The following is a 19,725-nucleotide window of genomic DNA, read 5'->3' on the forward strand; positions in this document are numbered from 1 at the left end:
TCTTATCATATCCATTATATTATAGTTGAAATATGTCATAAAGCAAGACATTATTGCCTGTTCCGTAATTTACCGCCATAAAATCTCACAGCTTGTCGTTTTACCTTTTGCGTTTGCCACGGTGTTTTAGGACCAACCAGATTCCAGCGCCAATCAGTAAAACTGCAATAACATATATGATACCCGTTCTTAGGGAGGTAATAACCAATAAAAGCACCGATACCAAGCCCAATATTACGCCCCCTGTATATACATTGCGAGAAAGCGAAATATCATTAATGGCGTACTCCCATAATCCAATCGCCACACCTAGAAGTAACAAAGGCCATAAATAGGCCATTAGATGCCAGCCCCAAATATTGCAGAGCAAAAATAAGAAGCCATAAACCGACAAAATCCCTGCCGGCAGCAACATAAAGGGTGAAACTTTACGCTTTATATACATTGCATGCAGTACGATTCCAGGTATTAAAAACAGCAAAGGCCAAAAGTTTCGTCCCAAAAAGGAGAACGCCCCCAGTTTCCCCAACAAAATAATCAGTCCTACGGCAACAATGCCCACTCCGATCATACGCTCTTTTCCGGAATTCATCGTGGTCTCCTTTGTTTGCTGAATTTGTTTTTAGGTCTCTTAATGTGATTGTTTTTAAGTATATTTTTGTGAATATAGAGTCTTTACAAAAACCGAGTAAACTTGGCATTCGCAAAAACTCTATGTCTATTTTAGCCGATGTTTTCCAAAAAAACTACGTTCAAATATGGCGAGCTCGTAACTGACGATATATACCTGCAACGACAACTGCTGTTGCCAAGAGTCCCGGTAACCATGCATGTATAAGCTCTCCCGTACCTGCTAACCATACACCCAATCGGGGATCACGCAGTAGCATTTCTCCTGCCGTAAAAGCCAGGATTGCAGATCCGAGCAAAACAAGTACAGGGAACCGGTGAAGCCAGATCGCAATCACGTTGCTGCCCCAGACGACAATCGGAATACTAATCGCAATCCCAATGACAATAATGGCGATATCCCCATCTGCTAGGGCTGCAATAGCTAACACGTTATCTAGACTCATCACAAAGTCCGCTACCAGAATCACCTGTATAGCCTTCCATATGGTTGTTTCTGCTCTTACTCCCACATGATCCTCATTCTCATAAAGCAGCTTAAACGCAATCCATAACAGAAGTAGACCGCCTGCCGCCTGAATAAAGGGTATGCCCAGCAAAATGACAGCTACAAAAGTCAAAACACAGCGCAGGAGGACTGCACCGACTGCCCCCCACCATATAGCTTGACTCCGCTGCCTTGCAGGCAAGTTTTTGCTTGCCATGGCTATAACAACCGCATTATCACCGCTTAACACCAAATTAATCATTAATATTTTCAACAGCAAAATGATATGCTCCATGTGTACAAACACCCCCATCCTACTTGTATGCGAAATAGGACGAGGCTATGCTTATAAGCCTTGTCAAATAAGTCATCATTTATTAAAAATTGATGTCAAATTTGTTGAGCAAAGACCTTGAAATCAATAACAAACAGCAATATAATGAATCGTATTTCCGAAAAACGGGTATTAAAATAAACAACATACAATGATTTTAGGATGTTTAATCAGGGAGATGAGAACGATTGATATGTCTGGACTTCAGTTCTTTTGGCTACTGCTTAATGTGATATTTATTGACCTTCTGCTCGCAGGAGATAATGCGATTGTAATTGGACTTGCCGCCAGAAAGCTGCCTCCTGCAACGCAAAAAAAAGCGATACTGTACGGTACCGGTGGTGCCCTGCTCATTCGCATAGCAGCCACCATTGTGGTACTCTGGTTGCTTCAAGTACCATGGTTGTTACTCATCGGAGGTGTCATGTTAGTCTGGATCGCGTATAAGTTGCTCGTAGACCAGGAGGATCATACCGAAGTCAAAGCGGGAACAACGTTATGGGGTGCTATCCGCACGATTGTTGTAGCCGATACGGCTATGGGTCTGGACAACGTGATTGCTGTTGCTGGCGCGGCCCAGCAGCATTTGCTCCTTGTAGTGCTGGGACTATTAATCAGCGTACCGATCGTTGTATGGGGAAGCACTCTTTTTATCAAGTTGATCAATAAATTCCCTTGGATTATCTATTTAGGATCGGCTGTGCTTGGTTATACAGCCTCTAATATGATTACTGAAGAACGTAAGCTGGAACCCTACTTTACTGAGCACCCTGCGCTGCGTATCTTGTTTATTGCCGCAGTCATGGCAGGTATTTTGCTCACAGGATATCTTCAAAATCGCAGAGCAGTGTCCAGTCGAGAAAAAGCCGTCTAAAATGATTCAAAAACTGTTTTAATTAAAATAAAAAGGCAGACCCAAAATAGCTGGCGGGTCTGCCTTTTTGTTTAAAACCAATCTTCCTGTATAACTTCCTCTTTGCGCCCCTCTATAGCTCCGCCGGCCTCCAGGACAAGCGTCTCTGTTGTAGCCACAGCCTGTTCAATCAACACATTTAAATCCCGAATAGAGGCTTCAATCTTTTGAACAACCCACAAATTTGGATTGGTCGTTGGGGATTTAGGAACAAACAATGTGCAGCAATCCTCATAGGGGAGGATCGATAGATCGTAGGTGCCAATCTGCTTTGCGATTTCCGTGATCTCCTGTTTATCCATCATTACGAGAGGTCGCAGCAATGGTAATTCTGTCGAACGGCCAATCACATTCATGCTGGATAACGTTTGACTAGCGACTTGCCCCAGACTGTCGCCTGTCACGAGTGCCAGTGCTCCTTCACGCTCAGCCAGCATCGTGGCAATTCGCAGCATAGACCGTCTCATTAGCGTAATAATCAGATTATCCTGTCCAGTGCGCGTAAAGGCCGTCTGCACCTCTGTAAACGGTACAAGGTGGATTTTGATCCGACCCGCATAGCCTGCTAATACCCTTGCCAAATCAATAACCTTTTCTTTCGCACGTTCACTTGTAAATGGATAGCTATAAAAATGTACACATTCGATTTCCAATCCTCTACGCATGGAAGACCATCCTGCTACCGGGCTGTCAATTCCACCAGACAGCAGCAGCATAGCTTTACCGTTCGTTCCTAACGGAAAGCCCCCTACAGCCATAATAACATCGCTGAATATATAGGCCGCCTGCTCTCTAACCTCCACACGTAACTCAATATCTGGCTGATGTACATCGACCCTCAACGCTTGAAACTCTCGTAATATAGGAGAACCAATTAAATGATTCATCTCTTGTGAGGAATGAGCAAACTCCTTCCATACTCTGCGGGCATTTACCTTGAACGTCGTTCCCTCGGTCACATTCAGCTCACGCATCAAAGCTACAGCGGTCTCAATGATAGCACCCAGCTCGACAGGAGCCATTTTGACAGGACTTATTGTCGTGATGCCAAACACTTTTTGTAACACCTGAATGATCTGTTCATAAGGCTCTCCTCCAAGAACCACATAAATCCGTCCAAATTCCTTCCGCAAAGAAGCACCGGGAAAGGGTTTGAGCAGCAGCTTCACGTGATTCAGTACTGCCTTTTCAAAACGAGTCCGATTCTTCCCTTTTAATGTAAATTCACCAAAGCGAAGTAACAGCATATCATAGTGCATTTTAACGTTTCCACCTTTCAAGGGATTCCAGCTTGGCTACAGCCTTTCGCAGTGCAAGTATAAGCTCATCGATATCCTGTTCCGTATGTTCATCACCGAAGCTGATACGAATGCCGCCAGACGCTTCTGCCTCATTGCATCCCATCGCCAGCAGCACCCGACTGGGTTCAGCCAATTTCGAAGAGCAAGCCGATTTGGTGGATACTACCACACCTAATTGCTCCAGCGTATGCAGCATTACCTCGGCTTTCATGCCCGGATACGAAAAGTGGACAATATGCGGCGCTTCTTCCCCGCTATTCAGCCGCAGTTGAGGGAGTGTCTTCACTTCTGCGACCACCCGTTCTCTCCACTCGGTCATACGGCGTGCTGTCTCTACTTGCCGTTCGCCCGCCAACCGTATCGCCTTAGACATACCGACAAGCACCGGTACATTTTCCGTACCTGCACGAAAACCCTGCTCCTGAGAGCCGCCACTATGCAGTGGGAAAAGCTCTACACCTTCCCGAACGAATAGTAGTCCAGCACCTTTGGGTCCACGCAACTTATGCGCAGAGAGGCTGTACAGATCAGCCTGCCATCCCCGGATATCAACCGGTAGCTTTCCAAACCCCTGTACACCGTCAATATGAAATAGTACACGGGGGAACTGTTTCTTCAGCGCAACTCCGATATCATGCAACGGTTGCACCCTTCCCGTCTCATTATTGACATGCATGATACTGACTAAAATCGTATCTTTACGGACAGCGGCACAAACCTGTTCGGCGCTCACATGCCCTTCTGCATCGACAGGTAAAAATGTAACCTCAAATCCCAGATTTGTCAGTTGTCTGCAAGCTTCATACACCGACGGGTGCTCTGTCGATACAGTAACAATATGCTTGCCTCTGGTCTGATACTGCAAAGCTGCTCCCTTGATAGCAAGATTGTTGCTTTCCGTTGCCCCAGATGTGAAGACAATCTCTGATGGATACACTTCCAAAGCCGCAGCACATACTTCGCGCGAACGCTTAAGTAACTTATCCGCATCCTCTCCATATCGATGCATCGAGGATGGATTCCCGTAGTGGCGTCTCATGATCTCGGCAACTGTTGTAATCACCTCTTCAAAAGGCGGAGTTGTCGCGGCATAATCAAAATATTTCATTGCACTCCCCTTTTCCGCTCTATAACTGCTGCAACAAAAAAAGACCAAAACAGGGAAAGGCCGCTACATTATAGCGACACCCTTTCCCCATATTGATCCTGTCTGCGGACCTAATCTAATTGAAATTACGCACTTTTTTCGTTGTAAGCTATAGGGCTTAGATCGTATATTTTTCACGTGCATTTTGAATTTTGGTAATATATCTTTGCGTTTCCACCGGAAGCTTGTCCAGTACAGCCATTAACTGTTCATCACTATTTACACCAAGCCGCTGCACCCGTCCGGGACCTGCATTATATGCAGCCAGCGCCATATTTTCTTGTCCGTTAAACCGTTTAATCTGGTAAGACAAATAACGAACACCGGCATCAATATTTTGAACAGGATCATATGGGTCGCTGACTCCAAGGCCTTGAGCCGTAGCATCCATAAGCTGCATAAGCCCTTTGGCTCCGGCCGAAGAAGTGACCGACGGATTAAATGAAGATTCCGTATCAATAACCGCTTTAATTAACGCTACTGGAACGCCGTATTTCTGGCTAGCCTCGTTAATCAAATCATCATATGCTGTAGGTGTTGTGGGTCCGTCTGTTGCTGTGCTGGAAGGAGCGGGGTACAATGACGAAGCCGTTCCCCTCGAAGGTCCCAATTGAAGCCATAGCAAACCGTTTTCGTCTCTGGTAACATCACTTGAATTTTCTCGTGTCACAGCACCATCAGTTTCCAACTGACCTACTTGTTCCAGTAATCCGGAAAAAGCGTCCGTTGTACCCGTCTGGGTTGTAGCACTCATATTATTTAACAGCTGCATGTCTAACATGGACTTGGACACGCGCGGATCAATTTGCATGTGGTGTTCCCAACTTTCTATAGTTGTTATATCCCAAATAGCTTGTCATTACTGCTATGATACAACTTTTTACTATGTACTTCCATACCTTTTAATGAAAAAAAGCTCCGTTTCTGTCGAAAAGACAGTGGAGCTTTATAAATCAGCTTTAATGTAATTATATCACTAAGATGATTTTTCTCGGATATACAAAAGAAAACTGAGCTTGTTCTCCAGTAGGGTCAACGAACAAACGGGATAAAAGCAAAATAACTCAATGTCGCCAGCGCCCCAAGACCAATCGACCAAATGCCGGTCGTTTTGCTGCCATTCACATAAGCAAAAAAACCTAAAACTGCAGCAATAGGTCCCAGCACAATTGACCACATAAACAATGAGGCAATTCCTGCAGCCAGACCAATATAGCCAGAAATACGGCCACTATTGTTTATAACCTGCTCTTCACCCTTAACCTCATGTCGAGTCACAGCTGAGCCGGGAGCAACCTCTGCTGCATATTCCTCACGATCATTACGGCGCTTGGCAGATCGTTCATGAATGTGACGGGGGTAATCTACACGTTCGCGGCTAACATGCTCTTTACTCTGATGCTTGTCATTTTCATGATCTTCCATAATAAACTGCACCTCCAAATGCGAAATGAATCGCGCAATAAAATTTACACGGACTTCGGCTTAAAAGTGTGGCAACAGGTTGCGGCTGACGTGGCAGCCTTATCACGTTCTTCTGAACTGAAGCTTTCTCCCGCATATTCTTCTTTAAATTTCTTACCGGCATGACCATCAACTTCAATCATGATTAAATCTGCCTTGCAAAAGTTGTTTTCTCCCCAATAATGGCAATTGGCTACGCTACACTTAACGATTGGCTTGGCCTCTTGGCTCATGATTATCACCTCGGATTCATTGTCCCCCCGCTACCCTGCACCTATGCGTTCATGGTATATGGCAGTTGGTGACATACGAAAAAAGCCGCTTCCTTCACCTCCTCCAAAATGGCAGGAAGCAAGTAGAAAACGGCTTGCTTGTCTTGTTTTAGTTTTTGATTAGAATTGATCTTCCCCATTGAATGCTTTAGGCATGAGTACGTCGAGTCTGCATCCGGCGCTGAGTCAAATAGTCACTTTCATAATAAGTCAGATCATCACGCAATTCTTCAAAATTTTTCGTAATGTCCATGATCACTTCGCGAGCGGCTGGCACTGGCGTTTTACGGAAGCGAATAGCATCTTGTCCCGTATACGCATAGCGTCCATCCTCTGCGTAAGATTCATTTTTGGGATAAAAAAAGCTGTTCACGCAGTCATGGTAAACGTTATACAATGCCTTCTCCGCAAAATCGACGTCAAAATTGGCACGGCGTAAAGCCACACCCAGCTTTTCATAAGATACTTCGGAAAAAACAAGGACATGACGGAGATCCGACAAAAGGCCTTTGTAAAAAAGTACGGACTCCTCATTGCCATCTGCAGCAAGTTGCGGCAGAGCATGCTCATTGAGGAATGTTTCCACCCGTTTCACGGCAGTTTTCAGTCTCTCCTGCGCCGACTCACATAATTTTTGTACGTTGACTGCTGACATCAAGGCAGCTCCCCCTTATTTGTTGCTTGTTCATCAATTGGTTACCCGAAAATAGTCCCTTCTAACCGAAAGAGCTGTAATTTTCAGTATTTATCCTACCACAAATGAGCATTGAAAGGTATAAAAACATGCCAACCTCCTCACGCTAAACCATAAATTTATGAATACTCAAGGAGGACGGTCCCATGTCTCGGCGAAAATGGTTAAAACCCCTGCTCGGAGCAGCTGCCGGGGTGCTTCTCATCACACTGATGCTGCCTTCCCGTGATCACCGCCATACACCGCAGCCCGAATATACGGCCAAGATGGTGCCACAGCAAGAGAAGCAGCTCAAAAAAGGAATGTTGGCTTTGGACCTGTCCGCTACGGATACCCTCACACGCATGGATGCAAGGCAGGATATTCAATACGTGATGCGGGAGCTTGATGGTAAAACTGCTGATCAGAAAAGGCAGTTTACCCGCACGCTCCAGCAATCGCACAGTCATCTTCATACGTTACTGTGGATTCACACACGCGACGGGAACACGAGCACCTATACGGGCGGTAAATCACAAACTCGTCTGCTGAGTCATCCTCAAATTAAAAGCAGTTTGGCCGCGGCTCGCCGTTCCGTCATGCAAAATAAATCCTACGAATCTGCTGCATTTCAGGCTGAAGGCGGTAAATATTTTGTCATGGCAGAACCATCTGCTGACGGAACATGTGGCGTTGCTGCCCTGGTCAGTCAGCAAGTATTGCGAGACGTGGAGAAGCATCAGCGTAAGAATTTGCGGTTGATTCCCTATCCAAAAGAAGGCAGCTACAAAATCGAATCCGTACATCCCGACACATTGCACGATATTACTGTCAAGACGGGCCACGACAACGAAAATGCAAGTCATTATTTTGAAAACGAAATTGTCGTTCGCTTCCGTCACAATCCTGATTCACGACAACTGCAGGAAATTGCAGCAGATTTACACTGTGCGCCAGGCCGCAAGCTTGGTTATACCTATGTATTTCATTCAGATAAGATGAACTTCAAGGAGCTAAAGCAATATTTTTCAAGAAAGTGGAACCCGCTTTATATTGAGCCTCACTATATGTATCTAACCAATGAGAAAACACCTATCCAAGCGGACAGCTCTATCCCCAATGATTTGCTCTTTTCCCGCTATCAATGGAATCTGCCGGCTACGGAAACCAACCGGGGTTGGAAATTAAGCAAAGGCAGCAAGGATGTAATTGTCGCTGTCGTAGATACGGGAGTAGATTTGGATCACCCCGACCTAAAAGGTCAAATCCTTTCAGGGCATAACGTGGTAAACCCGTCTGAAAAACCTTATGATGACGTCGGTCACGGAACGCACGTCGCCGGCATCATTTCTGCCCTCGTGAATAATGCTGAGGGGGTCGCTGGCATGACATGGTACAACAAAGTCATGCCGATTAAGGTACTTGACCAATCTGGCTCCGGTACGACTTACTCGGTTGCAGAAGGTATTATATGGGCAGCTGATCATGGGGCCAAGGTCATCAATTTGAGTCTGGGCAATTACGCACAAGCTGAATTTTTGCATGATGCGATCAAATACGCCTATGATAAAGATGTCGTATTAGTTGCAGCCACAGGTAATGACAATACGGAACGACCTGGCTATCCAGCAGCGTATCCAGAAGTATTTGCCGTTTCCGCTACAGATTCTTCTATGCACCGTGCATCCTTTTCTAACTATGGAGATTATGTAGACGTCATGGCTCCAGGTGCAAGTATCGCCAGTACGTACCCAGGGAATCAATATGCTGCACTGTCAGGCACTTCCATGGCCAGTCCCCATGTATCAGCGCTTGCTGCACTGATTCGATCCATTAACCCCGATCTGACCAACAAAGAGGTAATGGAATTAATGAGAAGCAGCGTAATTGACTTGGGCACACCAGGGCATGACAAATATTTCGGGTATGGTCAAATTGACGTGTATAAAGCGTTGAAAGCAGCACAACGTCCATATGTTCCTTTGCAATTCTATCCACAGCATTTAAGTGACAAGTTAAAATCAATATTAAAGAAACTGGAAACGTAAGATTCCTTATTGGAAAAAAGCAGCCATGTTGCTCCATGGCTGCTTTTTTGGGCTTTATTAACGCTTGGAACTGCTGCGAACAGAACGCTTGCCATGGCTGCGAGTATGACAGCAAGGTTCTCCAGGATCCTTTATACTCACCGGAAATACGTGATGAGGCACAGGTACAATGTGCGTCTGATTTACAATTTCAATCGGATGAACCACAGGCACGACTTGTGGGAAAAATTGATGATTTACAAATTGGATCGGTGGGCACACGATCGGGTCGTAAGGGCAATGACTCATAATGTGCAACTCCTTTCGGTGAATTAGTACAGCATATTAAGAAGGCAGGTGCTGTGCTTGGATGTTTACCCCCTAATACAAATATCCCTTATAAAATAGGCTTCCGTTCAACAATGACCGAACGATCAAGCAGTTCACCCAACAAACGGCACAGTTTGTGAAGACCTGTTTTAAGTGTTTCCTTGTCCGCATACGAAAAAGAAATACGGATATGATTACTGTCCATACCACCTGCATAGCAAACTGCCCCAGGTAAAAAGGAAACGCCTTCTCGGTCAGCCAGCCGCTCCAATTCTGGAATATCAACATTAGGAGGAAGCTTAATCCACACATTTAGGCCGCCTTCGGGAGCATACCAGCTGACCTCTGGCGGAGCATAGCGCTGGAGCGTGTGCAATGCGACTGTCAACCGATCCCGCATTTGTTCCCGCAACCAAACAAGATGCTGATCAAGTCGGTTCTTGATAAAGGGCAGTAGCGCTTTTTGTGTTAATAGAGGGCTCCCCAAATCCGTTGTAGACTTGGCAGCCACCAAACGATCCATTACACTGCCCGTGGCCGCTACACAAGCTATACGGCAGCCGGGAGCAACGGTTTTGCTAAAGCTTTTGATATATATCACATGTCCTGACTGATCATGCGCCTTTATAGAGAGTGGCGGCTTTGTTTTATAATAAAGGTCGGAAAATGGATCATCTTCAACAATGAGACAATGATAACTTTGAGCTAGATCCAGTAATTGTGTGCGTCTGGCCATCGTTAAAGTTACTCCGGTAGGATTATGAAAAGTGGGTATCGTGTAGATCAGTTTTGGGGGATGAGTGTCGCAAAGACGTGTGAGGATATCGATCCGCATGCCCTGCTCATCCATCGGAATCATAATTACTTTGGCACCACGACTGGTAAACACATCAATGGCCCCCGTATATGTAGGAGCCTCCATGTAGACAACATCTCCAGAACCAACAAAAGTACGTGCCACCAAGTCAATCCCTTGTTGGGCACCACTGGTCACGAGTAGCTGTTCTGCCACTGTGCATATACCGCGTTCGTTCAAGTGATCTACAAACACTTCCCTCAGCGCTAAATCACCTTCAAAAGTCCCATATGCCGCCATTGCATCGGGATTTCCAGAGGATAGACGTTGAGTATCAGCAATGATTTCGCGTGTAGGAAGAAGCTCCGGTTGAATTGCTGCTATATGAAAAGAATAGGGAACCTGTCTGCTATGGTTAAAGTTTCTCCATAGCTGTGCGCGCGGCAAATAATCGATCAGCGACATTTGCCATGACAAATCCTGCGCTCCCTCACCTTGAACAGCTACCGAAGGCTCCGCTACATAGCAACCTTTTCCCTGTGTACAAGTAACCAAATGAATAGACTCCAGCTCAGCATACGCCTTGCTTACAGTTACGGGACTTACCGCAAGCAAGCTGGACAGATGACGGACAGACGGAAGCTTTGTGCCCTGAGGCAGCAATCCAGACTGGATGCGATCTGCTAATGTTTTGGCAATCTGTAAATATAATTTGACACTGCTATTGCGGCTGAGATCAATATGCATCGGAACTGTCCCCTCCAAAAATCAACTGTTACATTTAGACGTTTACTGTTATACTTCATTATCGATATAATACAACAAATTTCATAGTACAGTATAGAACACAGGAGATGATTGGATTGGAACACAAATTTTCGGGTATGGCTCGTACTCAGGGATCGTCCATGGTAAGGGACATTTTAAAGCTGACACAGGGAACAGATGTGTTATCTCTGGCAGGCGGCCTTCCTGCCGATGCCTTTTTCCCCATCGAAGCTGTTGCTAAAGCCTATGAGCGGGTATTTCGTCTCGGCGGTACTACCGCTCTTCAATACGGCCTAACCGAGGGCTACATTCCTCTACGGGAACGTCTTGCAGCAATCATGTCATCCCAAGGCATCTCCGTCAACAGAGATAATATCATTATGACGACGGGTTCACAGCAGACCATTGATCTGGTTTCGCGTGTGTTGCTCGATCCGCAGGATACTGTATTGGTGGAGTCCCCTACTTATTTGGCCGCTCTTCAGGTATTTAATTCCTATGGTGCCAACATTGTAAGTGTAGATACAGACTCTAACGGTATGCAATTAGAAGATCTTGAAGCCAAGATCAAAAAACATCAGCCTAAATTCGTGTATGTCATCCCCACCTTCTCCAACCCGGCAGGAAGTGTTTGGAGTATGGAACGCAGAACAGGCGTTGTTGAACTATGCCGTAAATACGGCACTTTGATTTTTGAAGATGATCCTTACGGACGTCTTAAATTTGACGAAAACCTTAACTTTCCATCCCTTTTCTCAATTGATCAACAGTTAGGTGGAGACAGTCATGTAATGTACACTTCTACATTCTCTAAAACTGTCGCTCCAGGTGTTCGCTCTGGATGGTTGGTAGCCGATCAAGCTATCGTCGTTAAAGTCGCGAATGCCAAACAATCTGCCGATCTGCACTCCAGCAGTATTGATCAACGTGCTTTGAATGAGTTATTGGACTTTTTTGACTTGGACGGACATATTCGTACCGTGTCCGCTGAGTACCATTCTCGTATGCTACGTCTCACGTCGCTAATGAAAGAACGCCAATGGGAAGGAATTACCTGGAATGATGCACTTGGCGGTATGTTTATGTGGGTTACCCTACCTGAGGGCTTCCGTTCTGACCGGTTGCTGCAACTCGCAATTCAGGAAGGAGTCGCATTTGTGCCTGGACAAGTCTTCTATGCTGACCTGAGCGGCAGCAACCATATGCGAATCAACTTCACGCATACCGATCCTTCCCTGCTTCCAAAAGCAGTTGACCGATTGGATCGAGCACTGAAGATGTACACAGAGGAAAGTGTGGTAAAAAGCGTACGCTGATGGAGTTGGCAGAACACGTACGTGAGGCCCGCTTCACGTTGTTTTTACGATCGCTGTTATCCCTGATTCGTTTGGATTTTGAATAGTGGTGGAATCTGGGACAAAAGCCGCACGCCTCGCTTCTATAGATTCAAATGCGTTGCTACGCTGACTACGTGCCTCTTCCTCGCACGTTTTTACGATAGAGGGAGTAAAAATTAAAATGAAAGCCTCCAGTAATTATGCTTGGGGGCTTCATTCTAAAAATGCACTATTTCTGCGCAAATACGGTATGTTAAAAAGGGTGTGTCATGATTCCCACAGGAATATGACACACCCTTTTTAATTCAATAAATACATTTGGATTAAAAGCTTTCATGCAAACAGGTCATTTACAAAAGTTAAATTCATACATTTTAAGGTGTTGCAGTGGGGAAAGTTTTCCGTAAGCCGGGTTCTGTGCTATTCGTGGTACAGACGGGAACTACCCTCCCACTACAAGCGACAATCATCTATCTAGGCCGAACATTGCTATCCAGCTCCAGCGACCAACCTAGACACGCCTCGGGCTAAGGCTGCTTCGCGAAGAAGCTGTGTCCCATTAGGTCTTGCTCCAGATGGGGTTTACCAGGAACGAAGTCACCAGCGTTCCTCGGGGTCTCTTACACCTCGGTTCCATCCTTGCCTGTGCCGCAAGCGGCCATCGGCGGTCCATTTCTGTGGCACTATCCTTCAACTCGCGCTGACTGGACGTTATCCAGCATCCTGCCCTATGGAGCCCGGACTTTCCTCTCGCGGCTTACGCCGCCAGCGATTGTCTGTCAAACTTTCCGAACAACATTACATAGTATACAGGGAACGCGCGCACGTTACAACCCTGAAAATATTGTAAAAAGTAGAAAGTACCTTTATTTTCTCATAGACGTTGAGGTTTACAAAAATTGAAAAGGTTCGGTTTCCACCTGAGATACATGTACTTCCGTTGAGTATCGACCTTCTGCCAAGCGTTTACGCATCCACTCTGCAGTTTTAGGCTTCATAATCTTTTCAGCGTTATGTCCAGGGTCAATAATAGCAATCCCCGCCATAAGGGCATCCTGAGCCGTGTGATAGTCAATATCCCCCGTGACTAAAACATCAGCCCCCTTAAAAAGCGACTTGTTCACATAACGGCTGCCAGAGCCCCCAAGCACGGCTGCCTTTTTGATCGTACGATCTAAGTCGCCCACCACACGTACATGCTCGACGTTGAGACCTTTTTTCACAACATCGACAAACTCCCGTAACGTGCGGGCTTCCTTGAGCTTGCCCACCCGCCCCAAACCAAAGCTACGGCCTTGCAAACCCATATGGTACAGGTCATAAGCCACCTCTTCATAAGGATGAGCCTTCAGCATCGCTTGAACAACTTTATTGCGTACACCCTGCGGTACAATGGTCTCAATACGAACCTCTTCACTACGTTCCATTTTACCCGGCTCACCCAAAAACGGCTGTGTGCCTTCACCCGGCACAAAAGTTCCGTAGCCATCAATGTTAAAGCTGCAATGGCTGTAGTTGCCAATATGTCCAGCTCCCGCCCCCAGTACGGCATCCAGTACCCGTTGATGATGTGTTTTGGGTACGAAAACAACAAGCTTGAACAATTGCTCGGTGTGAACATCCTCCAACGTACCTTCACTTTGAATACCCAGTGCTTCCGCCATCCAGTCATTCATGCCGTCCTCAGCCGTATCCAGATTCGTATGACTGATGTAGACAGCAATATCATTCTTGATCAGCTTTTCATACAATCTGCCCGCAGGCTGATCCGTGTTCAAAGCTTTAAGTGGGCGGAATATAATCGCATGATGCGCAATAATAAGGTCTGCTTTTATGCGGATTGCCTCTTCGACAACCTCATCATTAACATCCAGGGCTACTAATATGCTTTTGATTTCCTTTTGCAGACTACCCAGCTGAAGCCCGATTCTATCGTCTGGAACTGCCAAGTATTTTGGAGCCAGCTGCTCCATGTAGCTAATTACTGTCTGTCCTTTGGCAAACATGCAAGTACCTCCTCTAGCTGTTCAATTTGCTTGCGCAATTGTTCCCGCTTATGCTGTGCGGATTCCTGATCTGACCGTGCCACTTGTGCCAGCACATCCTCAAGCTTGCGAATCTCCAATTTCCATTTATAAAAAAAGATTTCATTCGGTGCTTTAACCAATAGCGGCCCGAGTTGCATTAACAAATCCTGTGTCAGTACCAGCGAACTATCGGGAAGTTTCCATGGTTGATACAGCTCATCCTGTTTCAGTGGGCTTACCGAATCAGGTACTGCCGTCAGAATCTCATATATTTTTCCGTCTTCTTCCATAATATGTTCACTTGTTAGTACCCATTGATGTTCAATGAGCCATCGGCGTAAAATATCCTCGCCTACGTTAGGCTGTAGAACAAGTTGTTTTACTGAAACAAGCTTGTCTTTCCCTTGCTCTAGAATGGAAGCGATCAAGGCACCACCCATGCCGGCTATTGTAATAACATCAACCTCATTGGCCTTAATTACAGCCAAGCCATCTCCCTTTCTAACCGCAATGCGATTAGTAAGACCTGCTTCGGCCACCTGCTTTTGAGCCGCACGCAACGGCCCATCGTTGACTTCACCCGCCACGGCTTGCGGTACTCTGCCACTACGCACTGCAGCCACAGGGAGCAGTCCATGATCCGAGCCAATATCCGCAAGTCTGCTCCCGGCAGGAATTTGTTCCATAATATATTGTAATCGTTGAGAAAGTTTCATGACGTCACCCACGTAATCCATTTTTTTCGAGTCCAAAATAAAATCCCTACAACAAATGCCAACTTCAGTATGCTGTAAAACACCACATCTCCCGCTGCTTGATGGCGCAGGATAATCATGTCTGCTTCAGCCATAAATGCTAGTGTCATGCCTATAGCGAAATAAACCAAAGCGAGACGCGGAAAGCGGCGATGTACCCACCAGCTTAACCAGATCAACAATACTGCGTGCAAAATCCAAAATGCCTCAAGCATCACTAAAGTTGCTGTAGGCCAGTAGCGGCCTATAAGGACCGCGTACACTAAAAGCAGCCCAGCAAGACCACAGTAATGAAGTAAGCTGATCCGCAAAGTTAATCCCACAAGACACCATACTACACCGCATAGGCCTACGAGAAAAAGAAACCAAACCTTAGCTTCACCTTGATGGAGCTGAATGATCCACACACCCGAACCCAGCATAATCGCACTGCCTAAAGTGCTCAACATCGCACTCATACTCTTTTCGGAAGACCGCCAAAATGCGGCCACTCCATAGCAAATCGTAGTAACTGCACTTGCCGAGAATATTTGCATTGCCAATGGAAAAGCGGTAAAATAAAAACCGATCAAACAAATGAAGGAAATAATGACAAAACCAAGAAGCCAGGCGATCCCATGCCCGTGTCTAAGATATGTAAGCAGCCCGGTGTTGTTACGGTTCTGACTCTGCGACGGTTCTTCGTCCTCCCGATACAGGTTAGACAAAAAATCGCAATATTGCTCAGGGAGCAGCCGACTTCGCCGCCAATGCTCAATTTCATGTAACAGTATTGCCCGTTTTTTCTCCTGGTCCAAGCTTCTTCCCCTCCACCAAGGCTGCCATGAGATAAAAAAAGACCCCCTGCGCGCTTCAAGCCGCAGAAGGTCCGCAATGTTACGCTTCTATTCGAGGAAATCCTTCAGTCGCTTACTGCGGCTTGGATGGCGCAACTTACGCAGCGCTTTGGCCTCAATCTGACGAATACGTTCACGTGTAACACCGAACACTTTACCCACTTCTTCAAGAGTTCTGGTTCTTCCGTCGTCCAAACCAAAGCGGAGACGCAAAACATTCTCTTCCCGTTCGGTCAACGTATCCAGTACATCCTCAAGTTGTTCCTTCAGAAGTTCATAGGCAGCCGCATCTGCAGGCGCCAATGCTTCCTGATCCTCAATGAAATCCCCCAGATGTGAGTCATCCTCTTCACCAATTGGTGTTTCCAATGAAACCGGTTCTTGGGCAATTTTCATAATCTCCCGTACTTTTTCCACGCTCAGCTCCATCTCGGCAGCCACTTCTTCCGGCGTAGGTTCGCGCCCCAGCTCTTGCAACAGTTGACGCGATACGCGAATCAGCTTGTTGATCGTTTCCACCATATGCACCGGAATACGGATCGTTCTCGCCTGATCGGCTATTGCGCGCGTAATGGCCTGACGAATCCACCAGGTTGCATACGTACTGAATTTAAAGCCTTTTTCGTAATCAAATTTTTCTACTGCTTTAATCAAACCCATATTACCTTCCTGAATCAGATCCAGGAAAAGCATTCCGCGACCAACATAACGTTTGGCAATACTTACAACCAGACGCAAGTTCGCTTCTGCCAACCGACGCTTAGCTTCTTCATCGCCGTTATTGATCCGTTTGGCAAGCTCCACCTCATCATCAGCAGAAAGCAACGGTACACGACCGATTTCCTTCAAGTACATCCGGACCGGGTCATTAATTTTAATACCGGGAGGCAGGCTCAGATCGTCATCGAAATTAAAATCATCCCCATCATTGTTTTCCGGGTCGTCATTTTGACGCAATCTGGTAACTTCTTCGTCGTTGTCATTCACAACCTCAATCCCCAAGTCACCCAGCTGCTCATAAAACTCATCCATTTGCTCGGGGTCCTGATCAAACGGCGACAGTTTTTCCATGATATCTTTGTAGTTCAGAGAGGAACTTTTTTTACCCAACTCAATCAGTTGATCTTTAACCTGATCCAGTGTTAGTTCCGTCTCCAGTTCAGTATGCTGATCATTCGCCATCTTTCGACTCCCTCCTCCCTAGAAACATCCGACCTCTGTGTGTTCATTGTCTCTCTAGGGCTATAATCTCACTTGCAATTTGTGCTGCGCGCAAAAAGTCACCTAAGCGCTCAGCGGCTCTCATTTCTTCCCTTTTCAAATCCAGTTGCTCCTGCAATGGAAATTTTCGCACTTGATGAATATAATCATCCAAAATGTGCGGTGCCCATACGCCTGGAGCATCCATCATCATGATCGAACTTACGTTCTTCTCCAGTCGGTCGTCTTGCAAAGATGAAATAAAACGGCTTGTATCCGGTAACTTCCCTTGCGCGTAATAGGCATATAGATAAGCAGCAATTGCTGCATGATCCTCAATATTAAAGGCGTCGCCCAGATGCTTTTCTACATACTCTGCAGCTTCTAAATCCTGCATCATCCAGTGAAGCAGCCTGCGTTCAGCCACATGGTAAGCTGGCAACAGATTAGGTGTGGACACCTGCCCTTTTTTATGCCTACCATTATTCCACCCATTTTCGTTATTATCCCCAAAGTTCTGTTTTTTTTGCAGGGATTGACGGAGTAAATTGCATTCTTGCTTCAAGGTTTCAAAATCCACCTTGACTTCGGATGATACTTCGCGCAGATACACTTCCCGCTCGGTCGGGGATGACAGAGGTGCAATGACATTTAATGCTTCGCGGGAATACGCGATTCTTCCTTCTTCCTCTTGCAGTATATGGTTTTTTTTCAGATATATAAGCTTAAATTTCACCGTTGAAACAGCACTTTCGATAATTTGGCGCTGGAATCGTTCGCCGCCGTATTGCCGGATAAAATCATCCGGGTCCATACCGTCAGTGACCAGTGCTACTTTCACGTGAAGCCCCGCATTTTCCAACAGCGGAAAATTTTTAAGCGCAGCAGCTTGTCCTGCCCGGTCACCATCATAACAAATAATAACCTCGTCGCACAGTCCTTTTAACATCGTAGCATGGTGCTCCGTTAGAGCAGTGCCCATGGCGGCCACCCCATTTTGTACGCCAGCTTCCCACGCCGAGATAACATCACCATAGCCCTCAAAAAGAACACTTTGGCGTAGCTTGCGAATTGAGGTTTTAGCATGATGGAGATTGTACAGCGTTCGGCTCTTGTTGAATAGCTTGGTCTCCGGTGAATTCAAATACTTCGGCTGTCCCTCACCAAGTATACGGCCTGCAAAGGCAATAACTTTTCCGTTGCGATTCCAAATGGGAAACATGATACGATCTCTGAATCGATCCACATATCCATCACCCTCATGCCGGGGAGAAATAAGCCCTCCCTTTTCCATCTCCACGGGATCAAAAGAACGCTTCTCCAGAAACTGAACGATCGTATCCCATCGGTTGGGTGCATAGCCAATTTGAAATTGATCAATGATCTTGTCACTGAATCCCCGTGAGCGCAAGTATTCCATGGCTGGTTTGCCGTGCTCCGTATTTTTAAGCAAAAAATGGTACATCTTAGAAGTTAACTCATACGCTTGCAACAGCCTGTCCAACTCAGGATGCTGATGCGATGAATCACGTCCCTGCCATTCGCCGAGCGGGATATGACTTTCTTCTGCCATTGTCCTGACAGCTTCGGGAAAGGATAGTCCTTCGATTTCCATCATAAATTTGATGGCATTGCCTCCCGCGCCGCAGCCGTAGCAGTAAAAAATCTGACGATCCGGTGTCACGGTGAATGAAGGGGTTTTTTCGGAATGAAAAGGACAGAGGCCTTTCATATATTTCCCCTGCTTGGTCAAATGCACGTACTTGCTTACCGTATCTACAATATCATGATGTTGTAAAACCGACTCAATGATATCGTCCGGTATGTTGCCTTGTCCGGCACTCATATTAACCACCTTCATCTCTTTAGCACGTAAATATAATTCGATACCGTTACTCATTCTCCTGCAAGCGAAGTAAAAGTTTTGTCAGTTTATGTTGAAAAACTTCACGATCCTCTAATGTAAACGGTTTAGGACCTTTTCCATAACGTCCTTTTTTCCGTTCTTTGGCAGAAGTATGACGTCGGTCAAGCATGAAATCTATCGAATCGTTTCGATACATAGCTCCGCGAAAAGACATCACTTCACAACCTTTTGCCAAGGCAAGTGCAGCAAGACCATAATCATTGGTGGTTACAATATCTCCGCGGCGGATATGATTGGCAATATAGAGATCGGCACTTTGGTCGCTTCGGTCTACTTTAACGACGCTTACGCCTTTGCTGCCCTGAATGAGATGATCATATGAAGATACCATAATAACCTCAATATGAAAACGGGAAGCTATCTCCGCAATTTCACTTTTAACAGGACAAGCGTCCCCGTCAACAACGATCCGCACATCCAGTAAAGTTCCGGTTCCCTCCATGAGCATCCCCCATCTCCATCCGCATTCGAGTAAAATACGGAACGGCTGCAAGATTACTC

The 19,725-nt window shown here is 46.1% G+C and carries 19 protein-coding genes and 1 other RNA gene; 3 read left to right on the top strand and 17 right to left on the bottom strand.

Annotated features, from left to right (window positions below; genetic code table 11):
- Nucleotides 1–100: 100 nt before the first annotated feature.
- Both AOU00_RS04050 and AOU00_RS04055 read right to left on the bottom strand, forming a co-directional pair.
- On the bottom strand, nucleotides 101–592 hold the full coding sequence (locus AOU00_RS04050) for a hypothetical protein (protein ID WP_061828530.1): 492 nt from the start codon (nucleotides 590–592) through the stop codon (nucleotides 101–103).
- A 160-nt stretch (nucleotides 593–752) separates the two neighbouring features.
- Nucleotides 753–1,412 carry a TerC family protein gene (locus AOU00_RS04055; RefSeq protein WP_013311114.1) on the bottom strand — a complete coding sequence of 220 codons (660 nt, stop codon included), beginning with the start codon at nucleotides 1,410–1,412 and terminating at the stop codon, nucleotides 753–755.
- A gap of 217 nt (nucleotides 1,413–1,629) precedes the next feature.
- On the opposite strand from AOU00_RS04055, the gene AOU00_RS04060 reads away from it, so the two are divergent.
- Complete coding sequence (locus AOU00_RS04060) at nucleotides 1,630–2,325, top strand: TerC family protein (RefSeq protein WP_069289992.1); 696 nt, start codon at nucleotides 1,630–1,632, stop codon at nucleotides 2,323–2,325.
- A gap of 71 nt (nucleotides 2,326–2,396) precedes the next feature.
- Here AOU00_RS04060 and thiI read toward each other — a convergent pair whose 3' ends face one another.
- The 6 genes from thiI to AOU00_RS04090 all read right to left on the bottom strand — a co-directional run bounded on the left by thiI (nucleotide 2,397) and on the right by AOU00_RS04090 (nucleotide 7,203).
- Nucleotides 2,397–3,623, bottom strand: coding sequence for a tRNA uracil 4-sulfurtransferase ThiI (gene thiI / locus AOU00_RS04065; protein ID WP_069289993.1), 1,227 nt, complete (start codon nucleotides 3,621–3,623; stop codon nucleotides 2,397–2,399).
- Between the two features lies 1 nt (nucleotide 3,624).
- A complete protein-coding gene (locus AOU00_RS04070; protein WP_069289994.1) occupies nucleotides 3,625–4,773 on the bottom strand; it encodes a cysteine desulfurase family protein in 1,149 nt (382 codons plus the stop codon).
- A gap of 157 nt (nucleotides 4,774–4,930) precedes the next feature.
- Nucleotides 4,931–5,623 (bottom strand): lytic transglycosylase domain-containing protein, encoded by a 693-nt coding sequence (locus tag AOU00_RS04075; protein ID WP_069289995.1) that lies wholly within the window; start codon nucleotides 5,621–5,623, stop codon nucleotides 4,931–4,933.
- Nucleotides 5,624–5,844: 221 nt separating this feature from the next.
- Nucleotides 5,845–6,237 carry a hypothetical protein gene (locus AOU00_RS04080; protein WP_061828535.1) on the bottom strand — a complete coding sequence of 131 codons (393 nt, stop codon included), beginning with the start codon at nucleotides 6,235–6,237 and terminating at the stop codon, nucleotides 5,845–5,847.
- Nucleotides 6,238–6,281: 44 nt separating this feature from the next.
- Entirely contained in the window at nucleotides 6,282–6,509 is a 228-nt protein-coding gene (locus tag AOU00_RS04085) for a DUF1540 domain-containing protein (RefSeq protein WP_061828536.1), read from the bottom strand.
- Nucleotides 6,510–6,696: 187 nt separating this feature from the next.
- Nucleotides 6,697–7,203: a YpuI family protein gene (locus AOU00_RS04090; RefSeq protein ID WP_061828537.1), complete on the bottom strand. Its 507-nt coding sequence runs from the start codon at nucleotides 7,201–7,203 to the stop codon at nucleotides 6,697–6,699.
- Between the two features lie 185 nt (nucleotides 7,204–7,388).
- Here AOU00_RS04090 and AOU00_RS04095 point away from each other — a divergent pair, with 185 nt between their 5' ends.
- Nucleotides 7,389–9,269: a S8 family peptidase gene (locus AOU00_RS04095; protein WP_069289996.1), complete on the top strand. Its 1,881-nt coding sequence runs from the start codon at nucleotides 7,389–7,391 to the stop codon at nucleotides 9,267–9,269.
- A 57-nt stretch (nucleotides 9,270–9,326) separates the two neighbouring features.
- Here AOU00_RS04095 and AOU00_RS25620 read toward each other — a convergent pair whose 3' ends face one another.
- On the bottom strand, nucleotides 9,327–9,557 hold the full coding sequence (locus AOU00_RS25620; protein ID WP_081112406.1) for a hypothetical protein: 231 nt from the start codon (nucleotides 9,555–9,557) through the stop codon (nucleotides 9,327–9,329).
- A gap of 88 nt (nucleotides 9,558–9,645) precedes the next feature.
- Nucleotides 9,646–11,121, bottom strand: coding sequence for a MocR-like pyridoxine biosynthesis transcription factor PdxR (locus AOU00_RS04105; RefSeq protein WP_069289998.1), 1,476 nt, complete (start codon nucleotides 11,119–11,121; stop codon nucleotides 9,646–9,648).
- Nucleotides 11,122–11,237: 116 nt separating this feature from the next.
- Here AOU00_RS04105 and AOU00_RS04110 point away from each other — a divergent pair, with 116 nt between their 5' ends.
- Complete coding sequence (locus AOU00_RS04110) at nucleotides 11,238–12,458, top strand: aminotransferase-like domain-containing protein (RefSeq protein ID WP_061828541.1); 1,221 nt, start codon at nucleotides 11,238–11,240, stop codon at nucleotides 12,456–12,458.
- A gap of 410 nt (nucleotides 12,459–12,868) precedes the next feature.
- Here the strand turns inward: AOU00_RS04110 and rnpB are convergent.
- The 7 genes from rnpB to AOU00_RS04145 all read right to left on the bottom strand — a co-directional run bounded on the left by rnpB (nucleotide 12,869) and on the right by AOU00_RS04145 (nucleotide 19,666).
- Nucleotides 12,869–13,267: RNase P RNA component class A (gene rnpB, locus AOU00_RS04115), an RNA gene on the bottom strand.
- Nucleotides 13,268–13,369: 102 nt separating this feature from the next.
- Nucleotides 13,370–14,485 (bottom strand): Nif3-like dinuclear metal center hexameric protein, encoded by a 1,116-nt coding sequence (locus AOU00_RS04120; RefSeq protein WP_069289999.1) that lies wholly within the window; start codon nucleotides 14,483–14,485, stop codon nucleotides 13,370–13,372.
- Nucleotides 14,461–15,222 carry a tRNA (adenine(22)-N(1))-methyltransferase gene (locus tag AOU00_RS04125; RefSeq protein ID WP_069290000.1) on the bottom strand — a complete coding sequence of 254 codons (762 nt, stop codon included), beginning with the start codon at nucleotides 15,220–15,222 and terminating at the stop codon, nucleotides 14,461–14,463. The genes AOU00_RS04120 and AOU00_RS04125 overlap by 25 nt, the downstream gene beginning before the upstream one ends.
- Nucleotides 15,219–16,058, bottom strand: a complete 840-nt coding sequence (locus AOU00_RS04130) for a hypothetical protein (RefSeq protein ID WP_069290001.1) — start codon at nucleotides 16,056–16,058, stop codon at nucleotides 15,219–15,221. Before AOU00_RS04130 ends, AOU00_RS04125 begins: the two co-directional genes overlap by 4 nt.
- Nucleotides 16,059–16,145: 87 nt before the next feature.
- On the bottom strand, nucleotides 16,146–17,279 hold the full coding sequence (rpoD, locus tag AOU00_RS04135) for an RNA polymerase sigma factor RpoD (protein WP_007431230.1): 1,134 nt from the start codon (nucleotides 17,277–17,279) through the stop codon (nucleotides 16,146–16,148).
- A 43-nt stretch (nucleotides 17,280–17,322) separates the two neighbouring features.
- Nucleotides 17,323–19,197 carry a DNA primase gene (gene dnaG, locus AOU00_RS04140; RefSeq protein ID WP_172828262.1) on the bottom strand — a complete coding sequence of 625 codons (1,875 nt, stop codon included), beginning with the start codon at nucleotides 19,195–19,197 and terminating at the stop codon, nucleotides 17,323–17,325.
- Nucleotides 19,190–19,666, bottom strand: a complete 477-nt coding sequence (locus AOU00_RS04145; protein ID WP_025722119.1) for a YaiI/YqxD family protein — start codon at nucleotides 19,664–19,666, stop codon at nucleotides 19,190–19,192. The genes dnaG and AOU00_RS04145 overlap by 8 nt, the downstream gene beginning before the upstream one ends.
- Nucleotides 19,667–19,725: the final 59 nt, after the last annotated feature.

The sequence above is a fragment of the Paenibacillus polymyxa genome (genome assembly GCF_001719045.1).
GTDB classification, from domain to species: domain Bacteria; phylum Bacillota; class Bacilli; order Paenibacillales; family Paenibacillaceae; genus Paenibacillus; species Paenibacillus polymyxa_B.